Origin of the sequence: Halomonas sabkhae, from assembly GCF_030409265.1 — a bacterium.
GTDB lineage: Bacteria > Pseudomonadota > Gammaproteobacteria > Pseudomonadales > Halomonadaceae > Halomonas > Halomonas halmophila.
Map to the genome: position 1 here is coordinate 103,992 of NZ_JAUFPM010000001.1, position 23,881 is coordinate 127,872.

General features: G+C 65.8%; 22 protein-coding genes. 12 read left to right on the top strand and 10 right to left on the bottom strand.

The genetic code is table 11. The features are described from left to right. Positions 1-70: 70 nt before the first annotated feature. The 3 genes from folE to QWY79_RS00430 all read left to right on the top strand — a co-directional run bounded on the left by folE (position 71) and on the right by QWY79_RS00430 (position 2,629). A complete protein-coding gene (gene folE / locus QWY79_RS00420) occupies positions 71-628 on the top strand; it encodes a GTP cyclohydrolase I FolE (protein ID WP_218023781.1) in 558 nt (185 codons plus the stop codon). A 13-nt stretch (positions 629-641) separates the two neighbouring features. Beyond that, on the top strand, positions 642-1,052 hold the full coding sequence (folX, locus tag QWY79_RS00425) for a dihydroneopterin triphosphate 2'-epimerase (RefSeq protein WP_290268786.1): 411 nt from the start codon (positions 642-644) through the stop codon (positions 1,050-1,052). Positions 1,053-1,156: 104 nt separating this feature from the next. Then, entirely contained in the window at positions 1,157-2,629 is a 1,473-nt protein-coding gene (locus QWY79_RS00430; protein WP_290268787.1) for an NAD-dependent succinate-semialdehyde dehydrogenase, read from the top strand. Between the two features lie 123 nt (positions 2,630-2,752). On the opposite strand, the gene purH is transcribed toward QWY79_RS00430, so the two are convergent. The 7 genes from purH to dsbD all read right to left on the bottom strand — a co-directional run bounded on the left by purH (position 2,753) and on the right by dsbD (position 10,770). Further along, the gene (gene purH, locus QWY79_RS00435) at positions 2,753-4,333 is read right to left on the bottom strand and encodes a bifunctional phosphoribosylaminoimidazolecarboxamide formyltransferase/IMP cyclohydrolase (RefSeq protein WP_290268789.1); all 1,581 of its coding nucleotides are present in this window, start codon (positions 4,331-4,333) and stop codon (positions 2,753-2,755) included. A gap of 67 nt (positions 4,334-4,400) precedes the next feature. After that, positions 4,401-4,730, bottom strand: a complete 330-nt coding sequence (gene fis, locus QWY79_RS00440; protein WP_141317982.1) for a DNA-binding transcriptional regulator Fis — start codon at positions 4,728-4,730, stop codon at positions 4,401-4,403. Beyond that, complete coding sequence (gene dusB / locus QWY79_RS00445; RefSeq protein WP_290268794.1) at positions 4,727-5,785, bottom strand: tRNA dihydrouridine synthase DusB; 1,059 nt, start codon at positions 5,783-5,785, stop codon at positions 4,727-4,729. Before dusB ends, fis begins: the two co-directional genes overlap by 4 nt. A gap of 53 nt (positions 5,786-5,838) precedes the next feature. After that, entirely contained in the window at positions 5,839-6,768 is a 930-nt protein-coding gene (gene prmA / locus QWY79_RS00450) for a 50S ribosomal protein L11 methyltransferase (RefSeq protein ID WP_290268796.1), read from the bottom strand. An 83-nt stretch (positions 6,769-6,851) separates the two neighbouring features. Next, entirely contained in the window at positions 6,852-8,192 is a 1,341-nt protein-coding gene (accC, locus tag QWY79_RS00455) for an acetyl-CoA carboxylase biotin carboxylase subunit (protein WP_290268797.1), read from the bottom strand. 28 nt (positions 8,193-8,220) lie between these two features. Further along, entirely contained in the window at positions 8,221-8,694 is a 474-nt protein-coding gene (gene accB, locus QWY79_RS00460) for an acetyl-CoA carboxylase biotin carboxyl carrier protein (protein WP_141317990.1), read from the bottom strand. 198 nt (positions 8,695-8,892) lie between these two features. Further along, positions 8,893-10,770: a protein-disulfide reductase DsbD gene (gene dsbD / locus QWY79_RS00465; RefSeq protein WP_290268801.1), complete on the bottom strand. Its 1,878-nt coding sequence runs from the start codon at positions 10,768-10,770 to the stop codon at positions 8,893-8,895. A gap of 355 nt (positions 10,771-11,125) precedes the next feature. On the opposite strand from dsbD, the gene QWY79_RS00470 reads away from it, so the two are divergent. Next, positions 11,126-12,160 carry a DUF2333 family protein gene (locus QWY79_RS00470; protein ID WP_290268803.1) on the top strand — a complete coding sequence of 345 codons (1,035 nt, stop codon included), beginning with the start codon at positions 11,126-11,128 and terminating at the stop codon, positions 12,158-12,160. Positions 12,161-12,256: 96 nt separating this feature from the next. Here QWY79_RS00470 and ppa read toward each other — a convergent pair whose 3' ends face one another. Then, positions 12,257-12,787, bottom strand: a complete 531-nt coding sequence (ppa, locus tag QWY79_RS00475) for an inorganic diphosphatase (RefSeq protein WP_141317996.1) — start codon at positions 12,785-12,787, stop codon at positions 12,257-12,259. 248 nt (positions 12,788-13,035) lie between these two features. On the opposite strand from ppa, the gene QWY79_RS00480 reads away from it, so the two are divergent. Beyond that, positions 13,036-14,757, top strand: coding sequence for a bifunctional protein-serine/threonine kinase/phosphatase (locus QWY79_RS00480; RefSeq protein WP_290268807.1), 1,722 nt, complete (start codon positions 13,036-13,038; stop codon positions 14,755-14,757). Between the two features lie 126 nt (positions 14,758-14,883). On the opposite strand, the gene QWY79_RS00485 is transcribed toward QWY79_RS00480, so the two are convergent. Beyond that, entirely contained in the window at positions 14,884-16,143 is a 1,260-nt protein-coding gene (locus tag QWY79_RS00485; RefSeq protein ID WP_290268809.1) for a 6-phosphofructokinase, read from the bottom strand. A 230-nt stretch (positions 16,144-16,373) separates the two neighbouring features. Between QWY79_RS00485 and mpl the strand changes: the two genes are divergently transcribed. The 3 genes from mpl (at position 16,374) to QWY79_RS00500 (ending at position 19,054) form a co-directional block, all read left to right on the top strand. Beyond that, on the top strand, positions 16,374-17,756 hold the full coding sequence (gene mpl / locus QWY79_RS00490; RefSeq protein ID WP_290268812.1) for a UDP-N-acetylmuramate:L-alanyl-gamma-D-glutamyl-meso-diaminopimelate ligase: 1,383 nt from the start codon (positions 16,374-16,376) through the stop codon (positions 17,754-17,756). Further along, on the top strand, positions 17,746-18,366 hold the full coding sequence (locus tag QWY79_RS00495) for a flavin prenyltransferase UbiX (RefSeq protein ID WP_290268814.1): 621 nt from the start codon (positions 17,746-17,748) through the stop codon (positions 18,364-18,366). Before mpl ends, QWY79_RS00495 begins: the two co-directional genes overlap by 11 nt. Before the next feature lie 64 nt (positions 18,367-18,430). Continuing rightward, positions 18,431-19,054: a LysE family translocator gene (locus QWY79_RS00500; RefSeq protein WP_290268816.1), complete on the top strand. Its 624-nt coding sequence runs from the start codon at positions 18,431-18,433 to the stop codon at positions 19,052-19,054. A gap of 217 nt (positions 19,055-19,271) precedes the next feature. Here QWY79_RS00500 and QWY79_RS00505 read toward each other — a convergent pair whose 3' ends face one another. Further along, positions 19,272-20,675: a bifunctional DedA family/phosphatase PAP2 family protein gene (locus tag QWY79_RS00505; protein ID WP_290268818.1), complete on the bottom strand. Its 1,404-nt coding sequence runs from the start codon at positions 20,673-20,675 to the stop codon at positions 19,272-19,274. A 244-nt stretch (positions 20,676-20,919) separates the two neighbouring features. Between QWY79_RS00505 and QWY79_RS00510 the strand changes: the two genes are divergently transcribed. From QWY79_RS00510 to rlmH, 4 genes are all read left to right on the top strand, one after another. After that, complete coding sequence (locus tag QWY79_RS00510) at positions 20,920-22,230, top strand: glutamate-5-semialdehyde dehydrogenase (RefSeq protein ID WP_290268820.1); 1,311 nt, start codon at positions 20,920-20,922, stop codon at positions 22,228-22,230. Beyond that, positions 22,211-22,897, top strand: coding sequence for a nicotinate-nucleotide adenylyltransferase (nadD, locus tag QWY79_RS00515; protein WP_290268821.1), 687 nt, complete (start codon positions 22,211-22,213; stop codon positions 22,895-22,897). Before QWY79_RS00510 ends, nadD begins: the two co-directional genes overlap by 20 nt. Before the next feature lie 133 nt (positions 22,898-23,030). Beyond that, positions 23,031-23,402 carry a ribosome silencing factor gene (gene rsfS / locus QWY79_RS00520; protein ID WP_141318014.1) on the top strand — a complete coding sequence of 124 codons (372 nt, stop codon included), beginning with the start codon at positions 23,031-23,033 and terminating at the stop codon, positions 23,400-23,402. Further along, positions 23,399-23,866, top strand: coding sequence for a 23S rRNA (pseudouridine(1915)-N(3))-methyltransferase RlmH (gene rlmH / locus QWY79_RS00525; RefSeq protein ID WP_290268825.1), 468 nt, complete (start codon positions 23,399-23,401; stop codon positions 23,864-23,866). Before rsfS ends, rlmH begins: the two co-directional genes overlap by 4 nt. Positions 23,867-23,881: the final 15 nt, after the last annotated feature.

Genomic DNA, 23,881 nt, shown 5'->3' on the forward strand with positions numbered 1-23,881 from the left:
CGATTCGATGGCAAGGCGTGGTGGCACAATGACGACACACCACGATAATGACGCTGCACGGGGCCTGAGCATGAGCGAACAACTCGCCGACCATTACCGCCAGATCATACAGGAGATCGGGGAGGATCCTGACCGGGAAGGCCTGCGCGACACGCCCAAGCGCGCCGCCAAGGCCATGCAATTCTTGAATCGCGGCTATTTCCAATCCCTGGAAGAAATCGTCAATGGTGCTGTCTTCGAATCGGATACCGATGAAATGGTACTGGTCAAGGACATCGAGCTGTACTCGATGTGCGAGCACCACCTGCTGCCGTTCACCGGCAAGTGTCACATCGCCTACCTGCCGCAGGGCAAGGTGCTGGGGCTTTCCAAGTTCGCGCGCATCGTCGACATGTATGCGCGGCGCATGCAGATTCAGGAGAACCTCACGCGCCAGATCGCCGAGGCGGTCCAGCAGGTGACCGATGCCCGCGGCGTGGCCGTGGTGATCGAAGCTCATCACCTGTGCATGATGATGCGTGGCGTGGAGAAGCAGAATTCCAGCATGACGTCCTCGGTGATGCTCGGCGCCTTCCGCGAATCCCAGAGCACGCGCCAGGAGTTCCTGACACTGGTGCAGTCCCGATAGGAGGCAACGCGACATGGCAATGCTCGGCCTGGATGACCAGCATCTGGATCACGATCTGGCGACCATCCGTATCAAGAACCTGCGCCTGCGCACCTTCATCGGCATCAAGGAAGATGAAATCCGCAACCGCCAGGATGTGGTGGTCAATGCGGTGATCCGCTACCGAGCCGACAATGCCGTGGCCTTCAACCACATCGAACAGGCACTCAATTACCGCACCATCACCAAGCAGGTCATCGCGCATGTGGAAGACAACCGCTTCGAACTGCTGGAACGCATGACACGCGAGGTGCTCGACCTGATCATGAGCTTCGAGCAGGTGTTGACCACCCAGGTGGAGATCGACAAGCCCCACGCCCTGCGATTTGCCGACTCGGTGTCGATCACCCTGTCGGATTCGCGGGACGCGCGTCGCAAGGTGTGAGGCGCGTACGCCCATGGTCGAGGCCTCAAGGTTGGCGTCTGCGCCTCCATGCGCTTAGCATAGAGGCCATTCCATTCGCAGTGCATTGACGTCAGGAGTCGACCATGGAAGCCCTGAAGGACAGTCTGAAGGAAACCCAGCTGTATTGCCCCTTCGCCTATATCGATGGTAGCTGGGTCGCGGCTGACAGCGGCGAGCAGATCGAGGTGGTCAATCCTGCCACCGGTGAAGCGGTGGGAGATATGCCCCGGCTGGGCCGTGCCGAGACGGAACGCGCCATCGATGCCGCCAGTGCGGCGCTGCCGGCCTGGAAGTCCCTGACGGCCCTGGAACGTGCCGATGCCCTGATGAAGTGGCATGACCTGATGATGGAGCATCAGCAGGACCTGGCCACCATCATGACCCACGAGCAGGGCAAGCCGCTCAAGGAAGCCGCCGGCGAGATCGCCTATGCGGCGAGCTTTCTGCGCTGGTTTGCCGGCGAGGCCCGGCGGATCTACGGCGAGACGGTGCCCGCCGCCGCGTCCCACCAGCGCATCGTGGTGACCAAGCAGCCGGTCGGGGTGGTCGGCGCCATCACGCCCTGGAACTTCCCGGCGGCGATGATCACCCGCAAGGCCGGTGCCGCGCTTGCCGCGGGCTGTACCTTCGTCGTCAAGCCGGCCAGTCAGACACCCTTCTCGGCTACCGCGCTGGCCCTGCTGGCCGAGCGCGCCGGGATTCCGCGCGGGGTTTTCAATGTGGTGCCGGGCAGTGCCTCGGACATCGCCGCGGCGCTGACCGAGTCGCCGATCGTGCGCAAGATCACCTTCACCGGCTCCACCGAGGTGGGCAGTGGCCTGATGGCCCAGGCGGCCCGGCACGTCCAGAAGATCTCTCTCGAGCTGGGCGGCAACGCGCCCTTCATCGTCTTCGAGGATGCCGATCTGGATGCCGCCGTGGAGGGTGCCATGGCCGCCAAGTTCCGCAATGCCGGCCAGACCTGCGTGTGCACCAATCGCTTCCTGGTGCAGTCGAGCGTGGTCAATGCCTTCTGCGAGAAGCTGGCGGTGGCCATGAACAGCGAGCTCAAGGTCGGTGATGGCACCCATGATGGCGTCAACATCGGCCCGCTGATCGATGCCAGGGCCGTCGAAAAGGTCTCCGAGCACGTTCAGGATGCCGTCGAGCACGGTGCCGAGCTGCTGCTGGGTGGCCACCCGCATCCCCTCGGCGGCAACTTCTTCACCCCGACCCTGATCACCGAGGCCAATGACAGCATGAAGGTCGCCGGAGAAGAGACCTTCGGCCCGCTGGCCGCGGTCTTCCCCTTCGATGACGAGGAAGACGCCGTGCGCATGGCCAACGATACCGAATATGGCCTGGCGTCCTACTTCTACTCCCGCGATCTGGGCCGTGTGTGGCGCGTCGCCGATGCCCTGGAATACGGCATGGTCGGCATCAACACCGGCCTGCTGTCCAACGCGGCCGCGCCCTTCGGCGGCGTGAAGTCCTCCGGCCTGGGCCGGGAAGGCGGCCACCAGGGCATCGAGGAGTTCCTCGAGACCAAGTACCTGTGTATTGATCTAGGGGACTAAGCTCGCAGAGTTAAGAGCGAAGAAGGAAGAGGTCAGAGAAGAACCCCCTCCGGTTGGCCCGGCGGGGGTTCCGCTTATATGGCGTTAGCCTAACTTCTTTCTTCCTTCTTCCTTCTTCCGTCTTTAGTGCCTGAAGTGCCGCATCCCGGTGAACACCATGGCGATGCCGGCTTCATTGGCGGCGTCGATGACTTCCTGGTCGCGCATCGAGCCGCCGGGCTGGATGACGGCGGTGATGCCGGCGGCGGCGGCGGCGTCGATGCCGTCGCGGAAGGGGAAGAAGGCGTCGCTGGCCATGACCGAGCCGGGCACCGAGAGGCCTTCATCGGCGGCCTTGATGCCGGCGATCCGGGCGGAGTAGACGCGGCTCATCTGGCCGGCGCCGACGCCGATGGTCTGGCCGCCCTTGGCGTAGACGATAGCGTTGGACTTGACGAACTTGCCGACCTTCCAGGCGAAGCTCAGGTCGCGCATCTCCTGCTCCGAGGGCTGGCGGCTGGAGACGATCTGCAGCTGGTCACGCTCGACCTGGCCCAGATCGCGGTCCTGAACCAGCAGGCCGCCGGTGACGCGCTTGAGGTCATGGGTCTGTTCACGCTGACCGGGCCAGTGATCGGCGACATCGAGCAGACGCACATTCTTCTTCCCGGCGACGACCTCCATGGCCTCCTGGCTGACCCCGGGGGCGATGATCACCTCGACGAACTGGCGCTCGATGATGGCGCGCGCGGTCTCGGCATCGAGCGGCACGTTGAAGGCGATGATGCCGCCGAAGGCACTGGTCGGGTCGGTGGCGAAGGCCTTGTCGTAGGCGGCCAGGGCACTTTCGCCGACGGCCACGCCACAGGGGTTGGCGTGCTTGACGATCACGCAGGCGGTCTCGTTGAAACCCCTGACGCACTCGAAGGCGGCATCGGTGTCGGCCACGTTGTTGAACGACAGCGGCTTGCCCTGGAGCGTGCGTGCGGTGCCGACACCGGGCTCCTTGCTGGCCGGGTCCACATAGAAGGCCGCGGACTGATGGGGGTTTTCCCCGTAACGCATGGACTGCTTCTTGTGGAACTGGGTGTTGTAGGTGCGCGGGAAGCCTGCCTCGCCGCCTTCGGTACGCGCGCCGAGATAGTTGGCGATGGCGGCATCATAGCCGGCGGTATGCTCGAAGGCCTTCACGGCCAGGTCGAAACGGGTGGCCTGCTGAATGCCACCCTGGTCCAGCTCGTCGAGCACGCGCGAGTAGTCGCTGGCATCGACGACGATGGAGGTGTGCGCATGGTTCTTGGCGCAGGCGCGCACCATGGTCGGGCCGCCGATGTCGATGTTCTCGATGGCATCTTCCAGGCTGCAGTCAGGACGTGCCACCGTGGCGGCGAAGGGGTAGAGGTTGACCACGACCATGTCGATGGCATCGATATCGTGCTCGGCCATGACGGCGTCGTCCTGGCCGCGACGGCCGAGGATGCCGCCGTGAATGCGGGGATGCAGGGTCTTGACGCGGCCGTCCATGATTTCCGGGAAGCCGGTATGCTCGGACACCTCGGTCACCGCAATGTCGTGGTCGCACAGCAGGCGGTAGGTACCGCCAGTGGAAAGCAGCTCGACGCGGCGCTCGCGCAGGCTGCGGGCGAAGTCGACGATGCCGGTCTTGTCGGAAACACTGATCAGGGCACGACGGATCGGTGTGGCGGAGGCGGAGGATTGGGCCATGAAAATCACTCGTTTGCGGGCAATGTGACGGGAAAACGCGAACGCGGGCGCCGGAGCGCCCGCGTTATCAGATCAGTCCGTAGTGCTTGAGCTTCTTGCGCAGGGTGCCGCGATTGAGGCCGAGCATCTCGGCGGCGCGGGTCTGGTTGCCCTGGGCGTGATCGAGCACGGAGGCCAGCAAGGGCGCTTCGACCTCGGCGATCACCATGGCGTGCAGGTCGGTCACGTCACAGCCGTCGAGGTGGGCAAAGTAGCGGCGCATTGCAGCGTCCACGGCGTCACGCAGGAGCATGTCGTCCCCCGGTGCGCTGATGCCGTCGTCACCGGAGGCAGGTGCTGCCCGGGTATCGCTCTCGGGTAGCGTGGAAGACGGGGTAAAGGCTTGGCTGCTGGTCATGCGGCACAGGTTCCATCCGATGTCATGCCTCGGCCGCTGCCGGGTGCTGGCGCGGCGGGCGCATGACAAAACAGTTCGTCGATGTAGCGGCGCTGGGCATCGGCATTGTCCAGGCCGTTGAAAGTGGCACGCAGGCGCTTGCGCGTGGCGTCATCGAAGCGCTCATCGGCGGCCAGGTACCAGCCGATGTGCTTGCGAGCGATGCGCACGCCCATGTACTCACCGTAAAAATCGTGCAGGGCCGATACATGGCCGCCCAGTACCTGGATGCGTTCGGCATCGTCAGGGGGCGCCATGCGCTGGCCATGGCGCAGGTAATGATCGATCTCACGGAAGATCCAGGGGTTGCCCTGGGCCCCACGACCGATCATCACCGCATCCGCCCCAGTATAGTCGAGAACCCGCCGGGCTTTCTCGGGAGAATCGATATCACCATTGGCGAATACCGGGATTCCCACACTGGCCTTGATCTCGGCGATGGTGTCGTACTCCGCCTGGCCGCCGTAGCGTTGCTCCCGATGCCGTCCGTGGACGGCAAGCGCCTGGATACCGGCGGATTCGGCAATGCCGGCGACGCGCACGCCATTGTTGCTGTGCGCGCACCAGCCGGTACGAATCTTCAGCGTGACCGGTATGTCGACGGCCCCGACCACGGCCTCGAGGATCTCGGCCACCAGGGCCTCATCGCGCAGCAGGGCGGACCCTGCTGCCTTGTTGCAGACCTTCTTGGCCGGGCAGCCCATGTTGATGTCGATGATCTCGGCACCCATTTCGGCGTTCAGGCGTGCCGCCTCGGCCAGCATGTCGGCATCACCGCCGGCGATCTGCACGGAGCGTGGCCCGGGTTCGCCGCTGTGGTCCATACGCAGGCGTGACTTGCGGGTGTTCCACAGGCTGGGATCCGAGGTCACCATCTCGCCCACCACCAGTCCGGCCCCCAGGCGGCGACTGAGCGCCCGGAAGGGACGGTCGGTAACACCGGCCATGGGCGCCAGGACCACGCGGTTGGGCAGGGTGTGGCGGCCTATGCGGAGCGGCTGGCTGGATTCGGGCATCACTCTCGAGCAGCGACTGGAAAAAGGGGTGACTATCATACGCCCCTGACCATTCAGGGTGAAGGCGATCCGGCAGGACGTTGACCGGTCAGGCGTACCCAGCCCTCGCGCACCTCGGGCTCTTCCATCATCAGGCCGCGAGCGCTGTAGGCGGCCAGTACCTCCTCCGCCTGGGTCTCGAGGATCCCGGAGAGTGCCAGCCGGCCTCCCGGTGCGACACGCCGGGCGATGTCGTCGGCCAGCTCGATCAGCGGGCCGGCCAGGATATTGGCGACCACGATGGGATAGCTCGCCGAGGACTCGAGGGCTTCGGGGTACTCGAGTCGCAATGCGTGCGCCTCGATGCCGTTGCGCTCGCCGTTGTCGCGACTGGCGGTGAGGGCTTGGGGGTCGATATCCGTACCGGTGGCCTGCCGGGCGCCGAGTTTCAGCCCCGCCACGGCCAGAATGCCGGAGCCGCAACCGACGTCGAGGAGATCGCGTTCGGCAAGCTCGCCATCCACGGCCAGGGCATCCAGCCAGGCCAGGCACAGGGCTGTCGTCGGATGAGTGCCGGTGCCGAAGGCCAGCCCCGGGTCGAGCTGCAGGTTGACCGCCTGGGGGTCCGGCGCCTGATGCCAGCTCGGCACGATCCACAGTCGCTCGCCCATGCGCAGCGGCTCGAAGTCGGCCATCCACTCGCGTTCCCAGTCGCGATCGGCGAGGAGTTCATGCTCGATCTCGGGGCAGGGCTCGTCGGGCATGGCTTCGGCCCAGGCGGCGGCCAGGCGTTCGAGCATCGAGGCGAGCCCTTCGAGGTCATCGTACAGGCCGGTCAGCACGGTCTCGTTCCACAGCGGGGTGGTGCCACGCTCGGGCTCGAACAGTGGCTCGTCCTGGGCATCCTGCAGGGTGATGGCCGTGGCGCCCTCGTTCAGCAGGAGCTCTTCCAGCAGCTCGGCGTGTTCCGGTGCGACGTGGGCCTTGAGTTGCAGCCAGGGCATGGGGACTCCGGAGCGGTGTCGGGTGACGAAGAGAACGGGGCGGCCCAAGCCGCCCCGTCACAGGTTGCACGCATCGGCCTCGATCAGAGGCCGAGCTTCTTTTCCAGGTAGTGGATGTTGACGCCACCCTGCTGGAAGTAGCCGTCGCGCACCAGGTCCTTGTGCAGGTCGATATTGGTCTTGATGCCTTCGACCAGCAGTTCGTCCAGGGCAATGCGCATGCGGTTCAGCGCCGTCTCGCGGTCGTCCCCCCAGGTGATCAGCTTGCCGATCAGGGAGTCGTAGTAGGGCGGGACGGAATAGCCGGTATAGACATGCGAGTCCATGCGCACGCCCAGTCCGCCCGGCGGGTGGTAGAGGGTGACGCGGCCGGGGGAGGGCACGAAGGTCCGGGCATCCTCGGCATTGATGCGGCACTCGAAGGCGTGGCCGGTAAGCTCGATGTCGTCCTGGCTGACCGACAGCGGCAGGCCGGAGGCGATGCGCAGCTGTTCGCGGACGATGTCGACGCCGGTGACCATCTCGGTGACCGGGTGCTCGACCTGAACGCGGGTGTTCATCTCGATGAAGAAGAATTCGCCGTTCTCGTACAGGAACTCGAAGGTCCCGGCACCGCGGTAGCCGATCTCGATGCAGGCATCCCGGCACGCCTTGAACACCTGTTCGCGGGCCTCCTGGTCCAGGCCGGGGGCCGGCGCTTCCTCGAGGACCTTCTGGTGACGACGCTGCAGGGAGCAGTCGCGGTCATACAGGTGAATGGCGTTGCCCTGACCATCGGCCAGTACCTGAACCTCGACGTGGCGCGGGTTCTCGAGGTACTTCTCCATGTAGACGGTGCCGTCGCCGAACGACGAGTGGGCCTCGGTGCGCGTCACGTTCACCGCCGAGAGCAGATGGCCCTCGGTATGCACGACACGCATGCCGCGTCCGCCACCGCCGGCGGCCGCCTTGATCATCACCGGATAACCGATGCGCCGCGCGGTGGCCAGCGTGGCTTCCTCGTCATCGCCCAGCGGGCCGTTGGAGCCCGGCACCGTCGGCACGCCGGCCTCCTTCATGGCGCTGATGGCGCTCACCTTGTCGCCCATCAGACGAATGGTCTCGGCGGAGGGGCCGATGAAGGTGAAGCCGGAGCGCTCGACCTGCTCGGCGAAATCGGCATTTTCCGAGAGGAAGCCGTAGCCGGGGTGGATGGCGCTGGTGTCGGTGACTTCGGCCGCGCTGATCAGAGCGGGAATGTTGAGATAGGACTGGCTCGATGCCGCCGGCCCGATGCAGACGGCTTCGTCGGCCAGGCGAACGTGCATCAGTTCGCGGTCTGCCTTGGAATGAACGGCAACCGTTCGAATGCCCAGTTCCTTGCAGGCGCGCAGGATGCGCAGGGCGATCTCGCCGCGATTGGCGATGAGAACCTTGTCCAGCATGATGGAATCCGCCAGTGTTGTGGGAAGATCAGGAAATGACGACCATCGGTTGCTCGAACTCGACCGGCTCGCCGTCCTCGACCAGAATCGCTTCAACGACGCCGTCGCGATCGGCCTCGATCTGGTTCATCATCTTCATGGCCTCGACAATGCACACCGTCTCGCCTTTCTTGACGCTCTGGCCGACTTCGACGAAGACCTGTGCGCCGGGGGCCGGTGCGCGATAGAAGGTACCAACCATCGGCGACACGACCGCCTGACCCTGATAGGCGGGCCCCTCGGCCGCGCTTTCGGCGGCGGGCGCCGGTTGCGGCTCGGCGGCGGGTTGCGCAGCCGGCGCCGGAGCCTGTGCCGGCCAGGCAGGCGCGGCGGGCTGGGGCTGTTCCGTGCCATTCGGGTGACGGCTGATGCGAACCGACTCTTCGCCTTCCTGGATCTCGATCTCGCTGATGTTCGACTCTTCCAATAGTTCGATCAGCTTCTTGACCTTTCGGATATCCATGACGTTGTCTCGATCAGTGGGTTCTGGGGCTGCCCGGCGCTGTCAACCCGGGCCAGTTCTGATTAGATCGCGGCATGTTGGCGTGCTTTGCCGCTCATGAAAGCCATCGAGGCTATTGTGGGCGGAGTTTGCCGAAAATCCAACTTGATGTCCAGCCAGCGACGAACAGCGTTCACTTTTCGCCACTTCGCGCCGGGCTCAGCTCGGATGACGTTCCAGCCAGCTGCGGATTTCCGCGAGATGGCTCGCCAGCCCGGCGGCATCGGCCTCGCCCTGGATGCGTGCCGCGCGAATCTCTTCGCCCCCGTCGAAGAACAGCAGGCTGGGCGGCCCGAAGAGGTCGAAATGTTCCAGAATGCGGCGACTGGCGGCATCGCTTTGCGTGACGTCGACGTCGATGCGTCGGAAGTGACCGAGGGCATCGACCACTTCCGGGGCCGGAAAGACCTGACGCTTCATGACCTGACAGGAGATGCACCACTCGGCGGTGATGTTGACCATGGCGGGCTCGTCGCTGGCCTCGAGGGCGGCCTGCAGCTCGTCGAGCGTATGCACCACGCTGACGTCCTCCGTCGCCGCGGCCCGGTCGTCGCTTGCCGTCGCCTGATGGGCCGCGGCCAGGGGTTGCAGAGGGTCGCCGGCACCGCGTGCGGCACCGATGACCAGGGCGATGGCCCATACCAGCAGCAATGCCCCGGCGGCCTGTCGCACTCTGGGCCAGCCCTGTGGCTGGCCGGGGTTCATCACTCCCAGTGCCATGGCGGTGCCGCTTGCCAGGCCGGCCCACAACAGCAAGCCGACCGGGCCCGGCACCAGGCGCTCGATCAGCCAGATCGCCACTCCCAGCAGGAGTATGCCGAAGCCGGTCTTGACGCCGTTCATCCAGGCGCCGGTGCGCGGCAGCAGGGTCACGCCGAAGGTACCCACCAGTAGCAGCGGCAGTCCCATGCCGAGGGCCAGGGCCAACAGGGCGGCGCCGCCGAGGAGGGCGTCCCCGGTGGACGATATGAACACCAGGGCCCCGGCCAGGGGCGCCGAGACGCAGGGCGAGACGACCAGCACCGACAGGGCGCCGGCCAGGGCGAGGCCCGGGGGACCACTGTGCCTTGCCCTGTCCTGCCAGGCGTCGAGGCGTTGGGTGAGGGCGGAAGACAGGCGCAGTTCGAAGGCGCCGAACATGGCCAGCGCAAAGAGCACGAAGAGGATGGCGAAGCCGATCAGCACCGGGGCCGACTGCAGCCTGGCCTGCAGGTTCAGCCCGGCCCCGAAGAGCCCCATGAGCACGCCGACCAGGGCATAGGTCGCGGCCATGCCGGCCACATAGCTGGCCGACAGCAGGAAGGCCCGGGGGCGGCTGGGGTTCTGGCCGACGATGATCGATGACAGGATCGGCACCATGGGCAGCACGCAGGGGGTGAAGGTCAGCCCCAGGCCGGCGACCAGGAAGAGCCCCAGCACCAGGGGCAGGCTGGCCGTGCGCATCAGCTCGCTGAAGCGGCTGTCTGCGCTGCGCAGATCGTTGCCCGTGAGAGGCGTGTCGGTGTCGACATCGCCCGCGGGGGTGTCGGCGTTGCCAACGGAGGGATCATCCGGGCCTGCGCCATTGACGCTGGCCGCGAAGGCCTCGGGCGCCTGTCCCTGGGGGGCCTGAAGCTCGAGGGTCTGCGGCGGATAGCAAAGCCCGGCGTCGGCACAGCCCTGAAAGGTCAGGGCGACGTCCATTGGCCCTTGCCGGGCTGCCTCGATCGGGGCCTTCAGCACCACGCGGTCATAAAAGACCTGCACATCGCCCATGAACTCGTCGGTCTTCGCCTGCCCCGGGGGCCGGTCGAGCGGGCCGAGCCTGACTGCCTCGTGCGGTGCGCTGATGTCGAACCGGTGACGGTAGAGGTAATAGCCCTGGGCGATTTCGAAGCCGATCTTCAGGGTCTCGCCGTCATGCCAGGCAGTGGGCTGAAAGGCTTGTTCGACAGGCAGAAAGTCCGATTGTGTATCGGCAGAAAACCAGTCAGCGTAAGCCGGCAAGGCCAGCAGTAGCAGCAGGCAGCAGAGGCTGAAACGACGAAGCTGGGACACCAAGGTTGTGATCCTTATCCACCGGGTTGCAGGTCATTTTCCGCGCAGGAGCGCCGGGGTGGCGCGCTTGAGACACGCCTGATGACTTGGGGTTCCGCGCCAGGGCCGCTATGCTCAGTGGCGATGGCGTCGTTGAGGCATCAGGATAACGCAGTCGAGTGTCGGCGTGACACGACGTTCGGCACCACCATCTTTGGAAGCGCTGAATAAATCGCCGAGCATAGTGAAGCGCAAGGCGCACGGAGCACAGAAAGCGAGACATAACAAATAGTTAGGCGAGTTTTCGAGCACCGCGTAACGCCGTGATTTGCATGCGCAGGCATTTAAGCAGTGTTTCCCTTTCGGGAACAGGCAAATGGGATTGACGAGCAAGGAAACGGCGCATCGGCGTCGCAAGGTCGAGGTGCTGGAACGCCCTCAGTATGGCTGGATCTGGAAGCCATTGCTGGTGTTGCTGGTGCTGTATCTGGTCGTGACCCTGGCGCTGGGCATCTGGTGGAGTCGCACACCGAGTCACCCGGCAGCAGGCGGCGAGGCGGCGCTGGAGCAGGCCGACGGCGAGATGGCGACGCTGGCGCAGGTGCAGGCCACCCTGCAGACCCTGCTCGACAAGCCGGGTGGCTACCTGCGCAATGACATTGCGCCGCCGGGCCTGTGGCTGGATAACATGCCGGCCTGGGAACTGGGTGTCCTGCACCAGACTCGCGGGCTGGTGGCGGCCCTGCCATCCCTGGTGGACGGTACGGCCGATGGGCTCGAATCGGCGGCGGTCAGCCTGCGTGGCAATGGGCGGAACTGGTTCTATCCGTCCACCGAGCACCACCTGCGTCGCGCCATCGAGGCACTGGCGCAGACGTCGGCCGCCACGGCGCGGGAGGACTCGACCGGTCTGGCGAACTGGCTGGCGCGGGTCGCGACCGACCTGGATGCACTGGGCGTTCAACTGTCGGCCAGTGTCGGTGATACCCGGCGGCTCGCCGAGCTGGGGATTCCGGTGGAATCGCTGCCTGAGCCCACGCCCTGGTACCGGGTCGACAACGTCTTCTTCGAGGCTCGCGGGCAGACATGGGCATTGCGCCACCTGCTGACGGCGGTACGCCAGGATGAGCGTGCCCGGATCGAGGCCGCGGGGCTTTCCGACGCCTGGGATGCACTGATCGTGGAACTGGAGCGCAGTCAGCGGCGGCTCTGGAGCCCGGTCGTGCTCAATGGTTCCGGCTTCGGTATCTTTGCCAATCATTCCCTGGTGATGGCCAGCCATGTGCTGAAGGCGCGTGATCTGGTGCGTGAGCTCTCCGATGGGCTGGCGGCCGAATCAGCGGCGCCGGATGCCGCGGGCGAAAACGCCACGACTACCAGTGAGCCGCCGCACGCAACGGCCGACGAGTAGGCCGGCCCCGGCCATGTCAGGCTGGGTCTTGGCGGGGATGCAACGACAGAGGGCCGTCATGCGACGGCCCTCTTGCTGGCGTAGCGGACGCGGTGGTCAGGCTTTCTGATAGGCATCCACGGACTTGTCGATCGCCTTGCGCGCCGCTTCGGAGCCTTCCCAGGATTCGACCTTGACCCACTTGCCTTTCTCGAGATCCTTGTAGTTCTCGAAGAAGTGCGCGATCTGCTGACGCAGCAGCTCGGGCAGGTCGGTGACCTCGTGGATGTCGTCATACAGGCTGGACAGCTTGGAATGCGGTACGCAGACCAGCTTGGCATCTTCACCGGCTTCATCGGTCATGTTGAGGATGCCCACCGGGCGGGCGCGAATCACGCTGCCCGGGGTGACCGGATACGGGGTGACAACCAGGGCATCCAGGGGATCCCCATCATCGGCCAGAGTGTGCGGAATGAACCCATAGTTGGCCGGGTAGAACATCGGCGTGGCCATGAAACGATCGACCAGCAGGGCGCCCATGTCCTTGTCGATCTCGTATTTGACCGGAGAATGATTGGCCGGGATCTCGATCGCCACATAGACGTCGTTGGGCAGATCCTTGCCGGCGGGGATGTTATCGAAGTTCATGAGATCGTCCTTCTCTGGCGAATGTCGGGGCTGTTGCCCGCAAGTGGCCGAATTATACGAAGCCGTCCAGGCGATTACCAATACCCAATTGGCCTCAGTCATGGCGGCAGGGCGGCGCGGCCCCTGTGCAGCGCCCGGTCCGGATTCGGGGGCCTGCCGGCACAAGCCAGTATCGCGGTCGACGTGTATGATGGCCCGGTGTCGAGCCGGCTACCCCGGCGATTCGCCGCCAGCCCGAGGAGAATGTCTTGGCATCCGCAACCCTGTCACTGAGTTATGGTCAAGCCTTCGTGGTCCCGGACAAGCGGCGGCATCGCAGCTCGATGTCGGTGCAGACGCCGGAGGCGCCACAATGGGCGACGAAGGGTGCCTGTGCCCTGATCAGTGACTCCACCATGCGCAACTCCCTGGCCAAGCAGGCGGGGGATATCAGTGTGCGCGGCTTTCTGGCCGACTATTTCTCGACCCCTGACCACTGGGACGTCAAGACATCGGCCAATCGGGTACTGACCGCCCTCAATGGCTGGTGCTATGGCCTGAGTCATCAGGTCAGTAACGGCAGCTATGTCAGCTCCCTGTCGGCCATGGTCTATCGGGGTCAGGAGGCGCACCTGTTTCATCTCGGCGATACCCTGGTATTCCGCTTGCGCGGAGCCGAGTTCGAGCAGCTGTCGCGGGATCATGTCACCGACATCGGCGGCTATCACTATCCCTCCCGGGCGCTCGGCATGGACGCCCGTATCGACATCGACTACGTGCAGATGCCGCTCAAGCAGGGCGATATCTTCCTGTTCACCACTCAGGCCGTGCAGGGCACCCTGATGCCGTCGGACTATGTCGGGCTGATCCGTCAGGATGTCAGTGACCTGGATGCCGCCTGCGAACGCCTGGCCCGGACGGCCCAGCAACGCGCTCAGGAACGCGGCTACGGCGGTGATCAGTTCTGCTTTCAGCTGGTGCGCATCGATGAACTGCCGGCGGAAGACGTCGACAGCCCCGACAAGGTCTATGGTGATCTGCCCATCCCGCCCGAGCTGGCCATCGGCGAGCGCCTGGACGGCATGGAAGTGGTCTCGGTGCTGTCGCGGACGGCCCAGTCGCGGGTGTATCGCGTGCGTGACCTGCGCAACGAGCGTGACATGGTGCTCAAGGCACCGAGCCCCGAGCTTTCCACGCGCAATGCCTACCTTGAGCACTTCCTGCTTCAGCAGTGGGTGGTGGAACGGGTGCATTCGCCCTTCGTAGTCAAGGTCATGCAGCCGTCACGCCCGCGACGCTATCTCTATTATCTGATGGCCCATGTCGAGGGCGAGACCCTGACCGACTGGGCCCACCGGCATCCCCAGGCGAGCCTGGCTCAGCGTCTGGATATCGCGGTGCAGATGGGCAAGGCCCTGCAGGCCCTGCATCATCGGGACCTGCTGCATCAGCAGGTGCATCCCGACAATGTGCTCATCGACCGGCACGGCCAGGTGGTGCTGGCCGATTTCAGTGCCTGCCATCTGCGTGATGTGGACGGTCATCGGCGCTCGCGGACCCTGGTGCGCCAGGTCGGCCTGACCGCGCACAGCGCCCCCGAGTACGCCCTGGATGATGAAGTCGGCCGGCGCAGCGACCAGTACTCGCTGGCGTCGACGATCTACTGGTTGTTGACCGGCGAGTTCCCCTATGCCCTGCCGACCCGCGAGCTGCTGCACCATACCGATATGGAGCAGATGACCTACCGCAGTGCGCGAACGCTGAACCCCGAAGTCTCACCGGCGCTGGATGGAGCCCTGAAGCGTGCACTGGCCCCGCAACGGGCCCTGCGCTTCCGCCGCCTGTCGGAATTTCTGCACGCCCTGCGGACACCGGGCAAGGAGTCCCGGGACCCGGCAGCCCGCCACGGCAGCGGCACGCCGACGCGCTTCTGGCAGGCAGTGGCAGGCCTGTTGATGTTGCTGCTGGTGTTGTCGTGGTTGTTACGCTGAGCTACGAGCTACGAGCTACGAGCTACGAGCTACGAGCTACGAGCTACGAGCTACGAGCTACGAGCTACGAGCTACGAGCTGACTGCCCGCCGCTCGTTTCTCGCAACTCGCGCCTCGCGGCTGTCGCTAGATCTTGAACTCCGGCAGCTTGCGTTCGACGCGGTGCTTGGCCAGTTTGGCGACTCTGGGCAGGCCGTTGTCGAAGGGCGGGAAGTCTTCGCCCTGGATCAGCGGGGCCAGGTAGCGGCGGCCTGCTTCGGTAATGCCGAAGCCGTCTTCGCGGATGAAGTCACGCGGCATGAATTTTTCCTGGTTAGCCACCTCGGCCAGCGGTGCCGGTTCCACGGTCCAGGCATAGGGATCTTCGCTGGTTCGCTTGATGGCCGGCATCTGCGCGTTCTGGCCGTCCAGGGCCAGTTCGACGGCCTTCTCGCCGACGGCGTAGGCCTGCTCCACGTCAGTGCGTGAGGCCAGGTGCCGGGCGGCGCGCTGCAGGTAATCGGCCACCGCCCAGTGGTATTTGTAGCCCAGGTCCTGCTTGATCATGCCGGCCAGGGTCGGGGCCACGCCGCCCAGTTGGCGATGGCCGAAGGCGTCGGTATTGCCCGAGTCGGCGAGGAAGGTGCCGTCTTCGTAGCGAGCCCCTTCGGAGACCACGATGACGCAGTAGCCATATTCCTGCACCGACTCCTGGACCCGGGCCATCACGGCCTCGCGGTCGAAGTGGATCTCGGGGAAGATGACCAGGTGCGGGGGATCCCCTTCGCCCTGGCCGGCCAGGGCCCCGGCGGCGGCGATCCAGCCGGCATGCCGGCCCATGACTTCCAGCACGAAGACCTTGGTGGAGGTGGCGCTCATCGAGGCGATGTCCAGCGAGGCTTCCAGGGTGGAAGTGGCGATGTACTTGGCGACGCTGCCGAAGCCCGGCGAGTTGTCGGTGATCGGCAGGTCGTTGTCGACCGTCTTGGGCACATGGATGGCGGTCAGCGGATATCCCATCTTTTCGGAAAGCTGGGAGACCTTGAGGCAGGTGTCGGCGCTGTCGCCACCGCCGTTGTAGAAGAAGTAGCGGATATCGTGGGCCTTGAAGACCTCGATGAGGCGCTCGTATTGCGCGCGATGCGTCTCGATGTCCTTGAGCTTGTAGCGGCACGAGCCGAAGGCACCTGCAGGGGTGTGACGCAGGGCGGCGATGGTCTCGTCACTTTCCTGGCTGACGTCGATGAGGTCCTCGGTCAGGGCGCCGATGATGCCGTTGTGGCCGGCATAGACCTTGCCGATTCGGTCGCTGTGACGACGGCAGGCCTCGATGACGCCGCAGGCACTGGCATTGATCACGGCTGTGACACCGCCGGACTGGGCGTAAAAGGCATTGTGCTGTGCCATGTAGCTATCCTGTTGCTGGTCGCATCTGGGGCGTGCCGCCGACGACCGGGCCGTCGTGCTGCGGCGCCGCCAAGGAGGTTGGGCAGGCGTGGATTCTAGCCTATCACCACCGGCACTGCATCCTGTGACGATTGTCTGCCCCGGCAGCCGGTTGGCTGGAGAGGGCGCGGGTGCCATGCTAGTCTGCCGCTTTTCCAGGCCGACTGACACCTTCTTGCAGCGGAGACAGCATGCACCTTCATATTCTCGGCATCTGCGGTACCTTCATGGGCAGTCTGGCCTTGCTGGCGCGCGAGCAGGGAGTGCGGGTCAGCGGTTCCGATGCCGGCGTCTATCCGCCCATGAGCACGCAGCTCGAGCAGGCGGGCATCAGCCTGATGGAAGGCTATGCGGCGGCCAACCTGGAACCCCGGCCGGATCTGGTGGTGGTCGGCAACGCCGTGTCGCGGGGCAACCCCGAGGTCGAGGCGCTGCTGGACCTGGGCCTGCCCTATACCTCCGGGCCGCAGTGGCTGGCCGAGCAGGTGCTGCCCGGGCGCCGCGTGGTCGCGGTGGCCGGCACCCATGGCAAGACCACCACGGCCAGCCTGGTGGCCTGGTTGCTCGAGGCGGCGGGGCAGTCGCCGGGCTTCCTGATCGGTGGTGTGCCGCGCAACTTCGGGGTCTCGGCGCGGCTCGGCGCGCCCGATGCACCCTTCGTGGTCGAGGCCGATGAATACGACACGGCCTTTTTCGACAAGCGTTCCAAGTTCGTGCATTACCGTCCCGATATCGCGGTGCTGGGCAACCTGGAGTTCGATCACGCGGATATCTTCGACGATCTGGCGGCCATCGAGCGCCAGTTTCATCATCTGGTGCGCACGGTGCCGGGCAAGGGCAAGCTGCTGGTGGCGGATGGTGAACCCGCGCTGGAACGCGTCCTGCAACAGGGCTGCTGGACGCCGGTGGAACGCTTCGGTCAAGCCGCTGCCAGTGACTGGCGTCTGACGCTGGAGCGCGCCGATGCCGCCGGCTTCAGCGTGTCCCGCCGCGCCGACGAGCAAGCCGCCCCCGCACGTGTCGACTGGTCGCTGAGCGGCACGCACAATGCGCGCAATGCATTGGCGGCCATTGCCGCCGCGCATGCCTGTGGTGTCGACGTGGCAACGGCGGCACGGGCCCTGTCGCGCTTCGAGGCACCGCGCCGGCGTCAGGAGCTGCGCGGCGAGGTGGCCGGCATCAGCGTGATCGATGACTTCGCCCATCATCCCACGGCGATCGCCACGACCCTCGAGGGGCTTAGCGCCGGCGATGCCGGAGGGCGCCTGCTCGCGGTGGTCGAGCCGCGCTCCAATACCATGCGCCTGGGCACGCTGCGGGAACGCCTGGCGGCCAGTGTCGACAGCGCCGACCTGGCGTTCTGGTATCGACCGGCGGAACTGGACTGGCAGCTGGCGCCGGTGATCGAGGCGGCGACCACGCCGAGCCGGGAGTTCACCGAACTGGATGACCTGATAACCTGCCTGGTCGGCGAGGCACGCGCCGGCGACCGCATCGTGGTCATGTCCAACGGCAGTTTCGGTGGCATTCACGAGCGGCTGTTGAACGCACTGGAGGACAAGCATGGTGGGTGAATTTCACGCCCCCGTCAGCGTGGCGATGACCGGCGCCTCCGGGGCGCAGTACGGACTGCGCCTGATCGAGGTGCTGGTGGCGGCCGAGCGCGAAGTCTGGGTAATGATCTCCAAGGCGGCGCACATGGTGATTGCCACCGAGACCGATGTGGACCTGCCGGCGAAGCCGGAACGTCTGGCGGCGGCCTTGATCGAGCGCTGCGGGGCGCGTCCGGGGCAGATCCGCTGCTTTGCGCGCGAGGACTGGATGGCGCCGGTCGCGTCGGGCTCCGGGGCGAGCTCGGCGATGGTCATCTGTCCGTGTTCCACCGGCACCCTGTCGGCCGTGGCCTGCGGGGCCAGCAACAACCTGATCGAGCGGGCGGCCGACGTGGCCCTCAAGGAGCGCCGCCAGCTGATACTGGTGCCGCGCGAGACCCCGCTGTCCGCCATTCATCTCCAGCACATGCTCGACCTGACACGTCTCGGCGCCGTGGTGATGCCGGCGGCGCCCGGCTTCTATCATAGACCCGCCAGCGTGAACGACATGATCGACTTCATCGTGGCGCGCATTCTCAATCAACTGGGGATCGCGCATGAGTTGATGCCGGCCTGGGGGACGGAAGCGTAAGCTGCCCGACACATATCCCGGTCAAGATACGTCGGATATCGCCTCGCCACTAGAGAAACAGACGATGCTCAATCCTTCCCTGCTCTCGGTCTTCGTGCCGACCTTCCTGCTGGTTTCGCTGACGCCCGGCATGTGCATGACGCTGGCCATGGTGCTGGGCATGACCCAGGGCGTGAAGCATACACTGTGGATGATGGTGGGCGAGCTGCTGGGGGTCGGCCTGGTGGCCGCCTCGGCCGGGGCCGGCGTGGCCGCCCTGATGCTCCAGCAGCCGGCCCTGTTCGCGGTGTTCAAGTGGCTGGGTGGCGCCTACCTGGTGTATCTGGGGGTGATGATGTGGCGGTCCCGGGGACGCATGGCGGTTCCCGACCAGGTCGGTGCCGGCAACCGGGCGGGGCGTCGCGAGCTCGCCGTGCAGGGCTTCGTCACCGCCGTCGCCAACCCCAAGGGCTGGGCCTTCTTCGTGGCCCTGCTGCCGCCTTTCCTCGACGCCTCGCGCCCGCTGACCGGCCAATTGGCGCTGCTGGTGACGCTCATCCTGAGCATCGAGTTCCTGGCCCTGTTGACCTACGCCACCGGCGGCCAGACCCTGCGGCACCTGCTCGGCAAGAGCCGCAACGTCCGCCTGCTCAACCGCATCGCCGGCACCCTGATGGTCGGCGTCGGACTGTGGCTGGCGGTAGGCTGAAAAAAGCGGCTCCAGCCGCTTCGAGAATGAAGAGGGCAGAACGGCGCTACGCGCCTTCAAAGAATGAAGAGGGAAGAACGGCGCTGCGCGCCTTGAAGAGGGAAGACAAACCTTGACGCTCCCAACCCTGGGGCTAGCCTGGCACTCTTCACTCTTCACTCTTCACTCTTCACTCTTCACTCTTCACTCTTCACTCTTCACTCTTCACTCTTCACTCTTACGCCGGCCCCATCCAGATGAGTCGGGCGGTGAGCAGGGCGAGCGAGGCGGTGGCGATCAGCGGCCAGGGCCCGGGGGCCAGTCGGGGGCGCTGGCGGCGTTGCCAGGACAGTTGTACCAGGGCGCAGACGACCAGGCCGAGCAGGGCGCCGCCGATCAGGTCGCTCAGCCAGTGCACGCCGATGAGCAGGCGGGAGAGGGCCATGGGTACGGCGAGGGCGATGGCAGCCCAGTAGGCCCAGAAGCGGTACCGGGGAGGCAGCTCGCGGGCCAGGAAGGCGGCCGCCATGCCCAGCAGCACCACCGAGGTCGAGGTGTGGGCGCTGGGGTAGGCCATGGAGCCGCTGAGGTGTTCCGGGGTGGTGGGCCTGGCCCGGCCGATCAAGGCCTTGCCGAGCACATTGAGACCGGCGATGGCCAGCAGGCCGCCGCCGAAATGGCCGAGGACATCCCAGCGTTTGTGCCATAACCACCAGCCGGCCCAGGGCATTACCAGGGCGATGATGCCGAGGAGGTCGCCGACCTCGGCCAGCAGGTATCCCAGCTCACGCAGTGCCGGCATGGACAGGCTGTCCAGCAGCGCATGCAGCTGTCGGTCCATGGGCATGGGGCCGTTGTGCTGCAGGACGATCAGCGTCCAGGCGCAGAGTGCGGCCAGCGAGGCCAGCAGCAACAGCCAGCTGGCCAGGGGCGGCTCGCTGTTGCGCTGCATTACCAGCACGCGCCATATCAGGCGGCCGACGGATGTGTGGCGAGCCAGGCGCACCAGACCGCGATACACGTGGCCGTCACGGTAGGTCTGATGGCGCAGCCAGGAAAAGACCAGTGCCAGTGCCACGACGGCGATGCCGAGCCCGGCCAGCCAGGGCTCGAGTGCTTCGGGTAGCCCCGGCAGGCGTTGCCAGGCATGGCCGAGCAGGTAGCCCGGCAGCACGTAGGCAGGCGCCCAGAGCGCTGCGGATATTAAATTGGCCCACACGAACCGGCGTGGTGGCATGTGCAGCATGCCGGCGATCAGCGGGATGATCGGGCGCACCGGACCGACGAAGCGTCCCAGCACGACGGAAAAGGCACCGTAGCGCTGGAAGAATTTCGCCCCGCGCGACAGCCACTCCGGGTGACGCGAGAAGGGCCACCAGCCGGGCACTTGGCGTCGATGCCGATAGCCCAGCCAGAAGCTCACGCCGTCACCGGCCACGGCGCCGCAGAAAGCCGCGAGCATGACGATGGCCACGCTCAGCTCCTGATGCCCGGCCATCGAGGCGGCGGCCGTGATCAACACCACGCCGGGCACCACCAGGCCTACCAGTGCCAGGGACTCGATCAAGGCAATGATCGCCACGATGACCAGCAGCAGGGGCGGTGAGGGCGAAAGCTGATAAAAGGCATCGGTAAGGCTCAAGGCGCACTCCAGGCGTCGAAGGGCCGACGTTGTGCGTCGGGCCGGTGGATAGAGCGGTATAACCGATAGGCGGCCACTGGCTCAAGAGGCGTTCACTTTGCCGGTGAGGCCGCCATGGCGGAGGCGGGGCGCGTCTAGCCGGCTTTGTACATGCTGAGCATGGTGACTTAGTATGGGAAGCTCCGCGGTGCACGCGAATGTGGCCGCGACGGCGGCGATCCATTTTCAGGAGAAAAGTTACGGCATGACTGCGAACGCCACACATTCTGCCAGCGAAACGCCCCGGGCGACCGACATCGAGGATGTCGAGGCCTACATGGAGCGTCTCGGTCTGGCCGCGCGCGAGGCGGCGACCGCCATGCGGCGCATCGACACGGCGGCCAAGAATGCCGCGCTCAACGCCATGGCCCGTCATCTCGAGGCCTCGCGGGCCGAGGTGCTGGCCGCCAATGCCCGCGATCTGGAAGCGGGGCGTCGTCATGGCCTGGACGCTGCCCTGCTCGATCGGCTGGCGCTGGATGACGCACGCCTCGACGCCATGATCGAGGGGCTCGGTCAGGTGGCCGCGCTGCCGGATCCGGTGGGGGAGGTCGATGGCCTGCGCTCCCGGCCCAGCGGCATCCAGGTGGGGCAGATGCGGGTGCCGCTCGGCGTGATCGGTATCATCTACGAATCACGCCCCAATGTCACCCTGGAAGCCGCGAGCCTGTGCCTTAAGTCCGGCAATGCGTGCATTCTGCGCGGCGGCTCCGAGGCCAGGGAGTCCAATGCCGCCCTGGCCGACTGCATCGCTCGCGGCCTCGAGGAGGCCGGGTTGCCCCGGGCGGCCGTGCAGGTCGTGGCCACTACCGACCGCGAGGCGGTCGGGCGTCTCATTGGCATGCCCGAATACGTCGACGTGATCATCCCGCGGGGTGGCAAGTCGTTGATCGAGCGTATCTCCCGGGAAGCCAGCGTGCCGGTGATCAAGCACCTCGACGGGGTCTGTCACGTCTATATAGATGCCACGGCCGATGCCGACAAGGCGCTGGCCATTGCCATCAATGCCAAGACGCAGCGCTACGGCACCTGCAATACCATGGAGACACTGCTGGTCGACGCCGCCGTGGCCGACAGCCTGTTGCCCCGCCTGGCGGCGGCCTTTGCCGAACATGGCGTCGAGCTGCGTGGCTGTGAACGCACCTGCCGGACATTGCCGCAGGCACTGCCGGCCAGCGAGGCCGACTGGGCGGCCGAGTATCTGGCCCCGGTGCTGGCGATTCGCGTGGTCGATGGGGTCGAGTCCGCGCTGGCGCACATCGAGCGCTACAGTTCGCGTCATACCGATGCCATCGTTACCGAGCATTATGGTCTGGCCCGGCGCTTCATGGCCGAAGTGGATTCCAGCTCGGTGATCGTCAATGCCTCGACGCGGTTCGCCGATGGTTTCGAATACGGGCTGGGTGCCGAAATCGGCATTTCCACCGACCGTCTGCATGTCCGTGGGCCGGTGGGCCTCGAGGGACTGACCACGCGCAAGTATGTGGTGTTCGGGGATGGCCAGGTTCGTGGCTGAGGCAAGCCGACCCCGCCGCATTGCCATGCTGGGAGGCACCTTCGATCCGGTGCATCTCGGTCATCTGCGCAGCGCGGTCGAGCTGCAGGAAGCGCTGGGCCTGGACCACCTGCACATGGTGCCTGCGGCACGTTCGCCGCTGCGCGACTCGCCCCGGATCGCGCCCGAGGAGCGCCTGGCGCTGCTGCGCCTGGGCATCGGTGACACTCCGGGGCTGGTCGCCGACGCCCGCGAGTTCGGCCGTAGTGGCCCTTCCTACACGGCCGATACCCTGGCCGAACTGCGTGATGAATACGGTCAGGCGGCGCGACTGGTCATGGTGCTCGGGCATGATGCCTTCATGCGCCTGCCCGAGTGGCGCCATCCCCACCGCCTGTTCGAGCTGGCCAACCTGGTGGTGATCGACCGTCCCGATCATGAGGCGCCCTTGCCGCAGGCACTGAGTGAACTCCTGGCCGGCCGTGAGGTCGATGGGGTGGCCGACCTGATGGCGTCGCCGCACGGTCACCTGCTGCGCCTGACCCTGCCGTCGCGCATGGCCATTTCGGCCACCGAGATCCGGCGTCGCCTGGCCGAGGGCGAGAGTGTGCGCTACCTGCTGCCCGAAGCCGTGGAGTCGCACCTGCTGGCACACGGTCTGTATCGATCGCGCTCGCGACCCCGGTAGGGCGCCGGGCGGCCTGCGGCATGGCAATCGACGAAAATTCAGCCTTTGCGGCTCCCGGGGCACTGCCATGTGCCGCTCGAGCCGGTACAATGGTTGATCACATTTCCTGCTGACGAGGGCAGACACGAAGGGTATGCACAGCGACGCACTCAAGACTCTGGTGATCGATGCACTGGAGGAACTCAAGGCCCGGGACATCGTGCAACTCGATGTGTCCCGGATGACCAGCGTGACCGAGCTGATGGTGGTGGCCAGTGGTACCTCCAATCGCCATCTGGCGGCTCTCGCTGACAACCTGATCAAGACGGCCAAGGACGAGGGCGTGCCGCCTCTGGGTGTCGAAGGCGAAAGCGGCGCGGAATGGGTCCTGGTGGACCTTGGCGATGTCGTGGTGCACCTGATGATGCCCGACACTCGCGCCCTCTATGATCTCGAGCGACTCTGGGCCGACCTGCCCACCGACGGCCTGCCGCGGCGCGAGGAAGAGGCGAACGGTACTTCATGAAGGTGCGTCTGCTGGCGGTGGGGACCCGCATGCCCGACTGGGTGACCCAGGGGGTCGAGGAGTACCGCAAGCGCCTGCCGCGAGACTTTGCCCTGGAAATCGAGGAAATCGCGCCCGGTGCTCGGGGCAAGAACGCCGACACGCGCCGTGCCATGGCCCAGGAGTCAGAGCGGATTCGGGCACGCCTCAAGGGCAACGAGCACATCGTCGCCCTCGAGGTGGGCGGCAAGGCCTGGAGTACCGAGCAGCTCGCCGAGCAGGCCGATCAATGGCGGTTCGCCGGCCGGGATCTGGTGCTGCTGGTCGGCGGGCCGGACGGGCTCGAGGCTTCGCTGTCGGCCGGGGCCGATCAGCGCTGGTCACTCTCGCCCTTGACCCTGCCGCATCCGCTGGTGCGCATTCTGCTGGCCGAGCAGCTGTACCGTGCCTGGACCCTGATGGTCGGCCATCCGTATCACCGTTGAGCGACACCGCACGTT

Coding starts and splice junctions, on each gene's coding strand:
- folE (WP_218023781.1), top strand. CDS start 71: ATGAGCGAACAACTCGCCGACCATTACCGCCAGATCATACAGGAGATC.
- folX (WP_290268786.1), top strand. CDS start 642: ATGGCAATGCTCGGCCTGGATGACCAGCATCTGGATCACGATCTGGCG.
- QWY79_RS00430 (WP_290268787.1), top strand. CDS start 1,157: ATGGAAGCCCTGAAGGACAGTCTGAAGGAAACCCAGCTGTATTGCCCC.
- purH (WP_290268789.1), bottom strand. CDS start 4,333: ATGGCCCAATCCTCCGCCTCCGCCACACCGATCCGTCGTGCCCTGATC.
- fis (WP_141317982.1), bottom strand. CDS start 4,730: ATGACCAGCAGCCAAGCCTTTACCCCGTCTTCCACGCTACCCGAGAGC.
- dusB (WP_290268794.1), bottom strand. CDS start 5,785: ATGCCCGAATCCAGCCAGCCGCTCCGCATAGGCCGCCACACCCTGCCC.
- prmA (WP_290268796.1), bottom strand. CDS start 6,768: ATGCCCTGGCTGCAACTCAAGGCCCACGTCGCACCGGAACACGCCGAG.
- accC (WP_290268797.1), bottom strand. CDS start 8,192: ATGCTGGACAAGGTTCTCATCGCCAATCGCGGCGAGATCGCCCTGCGC.
- accB (WP_141317990.1), bottom strand. CDS start 8,694: ATGGATATCCGAAAGGTCAAGAAGCTGATCGAACTATTGGAAGAGTCG.
- QWY79_RS00470 (WP_290268803.1), top strand. CDS start 11,126: ATGGGATTGACGAGCAAGGAAACGGCGCATCGGCGTCGCAAGGTCGAG.
- ppa (WP_141317996.1), bottom strand. CDS start 12,787: ATGAACTTCGATAACATCCCCGCCGGCAAGGATCTGCCCAACGACGTC.
- QWY79_RS00485 (WP_290268809.1), bottom strand. CDS start 16,143: ATGGCACAGCACAATGCCTTTTACGCCCAGTCCGGCGGTGTCACAGCC.
- mpl (WP_290268812.1), top strand. CDS start 16,374: ATGCACCTTCATATTCTCGGCATCTGCGGTACCTTCATGGGCAGTCTG.
- QWY79_RS00495 (WP_290268814.1), top strand. CDS start 17,746: ATGGTGGGTGAATTTCACGCCCCCGTCAGCGTGGCGATGACCGGCGCC.
- QWY79_RS00500 (WP_290268816.1), top strand. CDS start 18,431: ATGCTCAATCCTTCCCTGCTCTCGGTCTTCGTGCCGACCTTCCTGCTG.
- QWY79_RS00510 (WP_290268820.1), top strand. CDS start 20,920: ATGACTGCGAACGCCACACATTCTGCCAGCGAAACGCCCCGGGCGACC.
- nadD (WP_290268821.1), top strand. CDS start 22,211: ATGGCCAGGTTCGTGGCTGAGGCAAGCCGACCCCGCCGCATTGCCATG.
- rsfS (WP_141318014.1), top strand. CDS start 23,031: ATGCACAGCGACGCACTCAAGACTCTGGTGATCGATGCACTGGAGGAA.
- rlmH (WP_290268825.1), top strand. CDS start 23,399: ATGAAGGTGCGTCTGCTGGCGGTGGGGACCCGCATGCCCGACTGGGTG.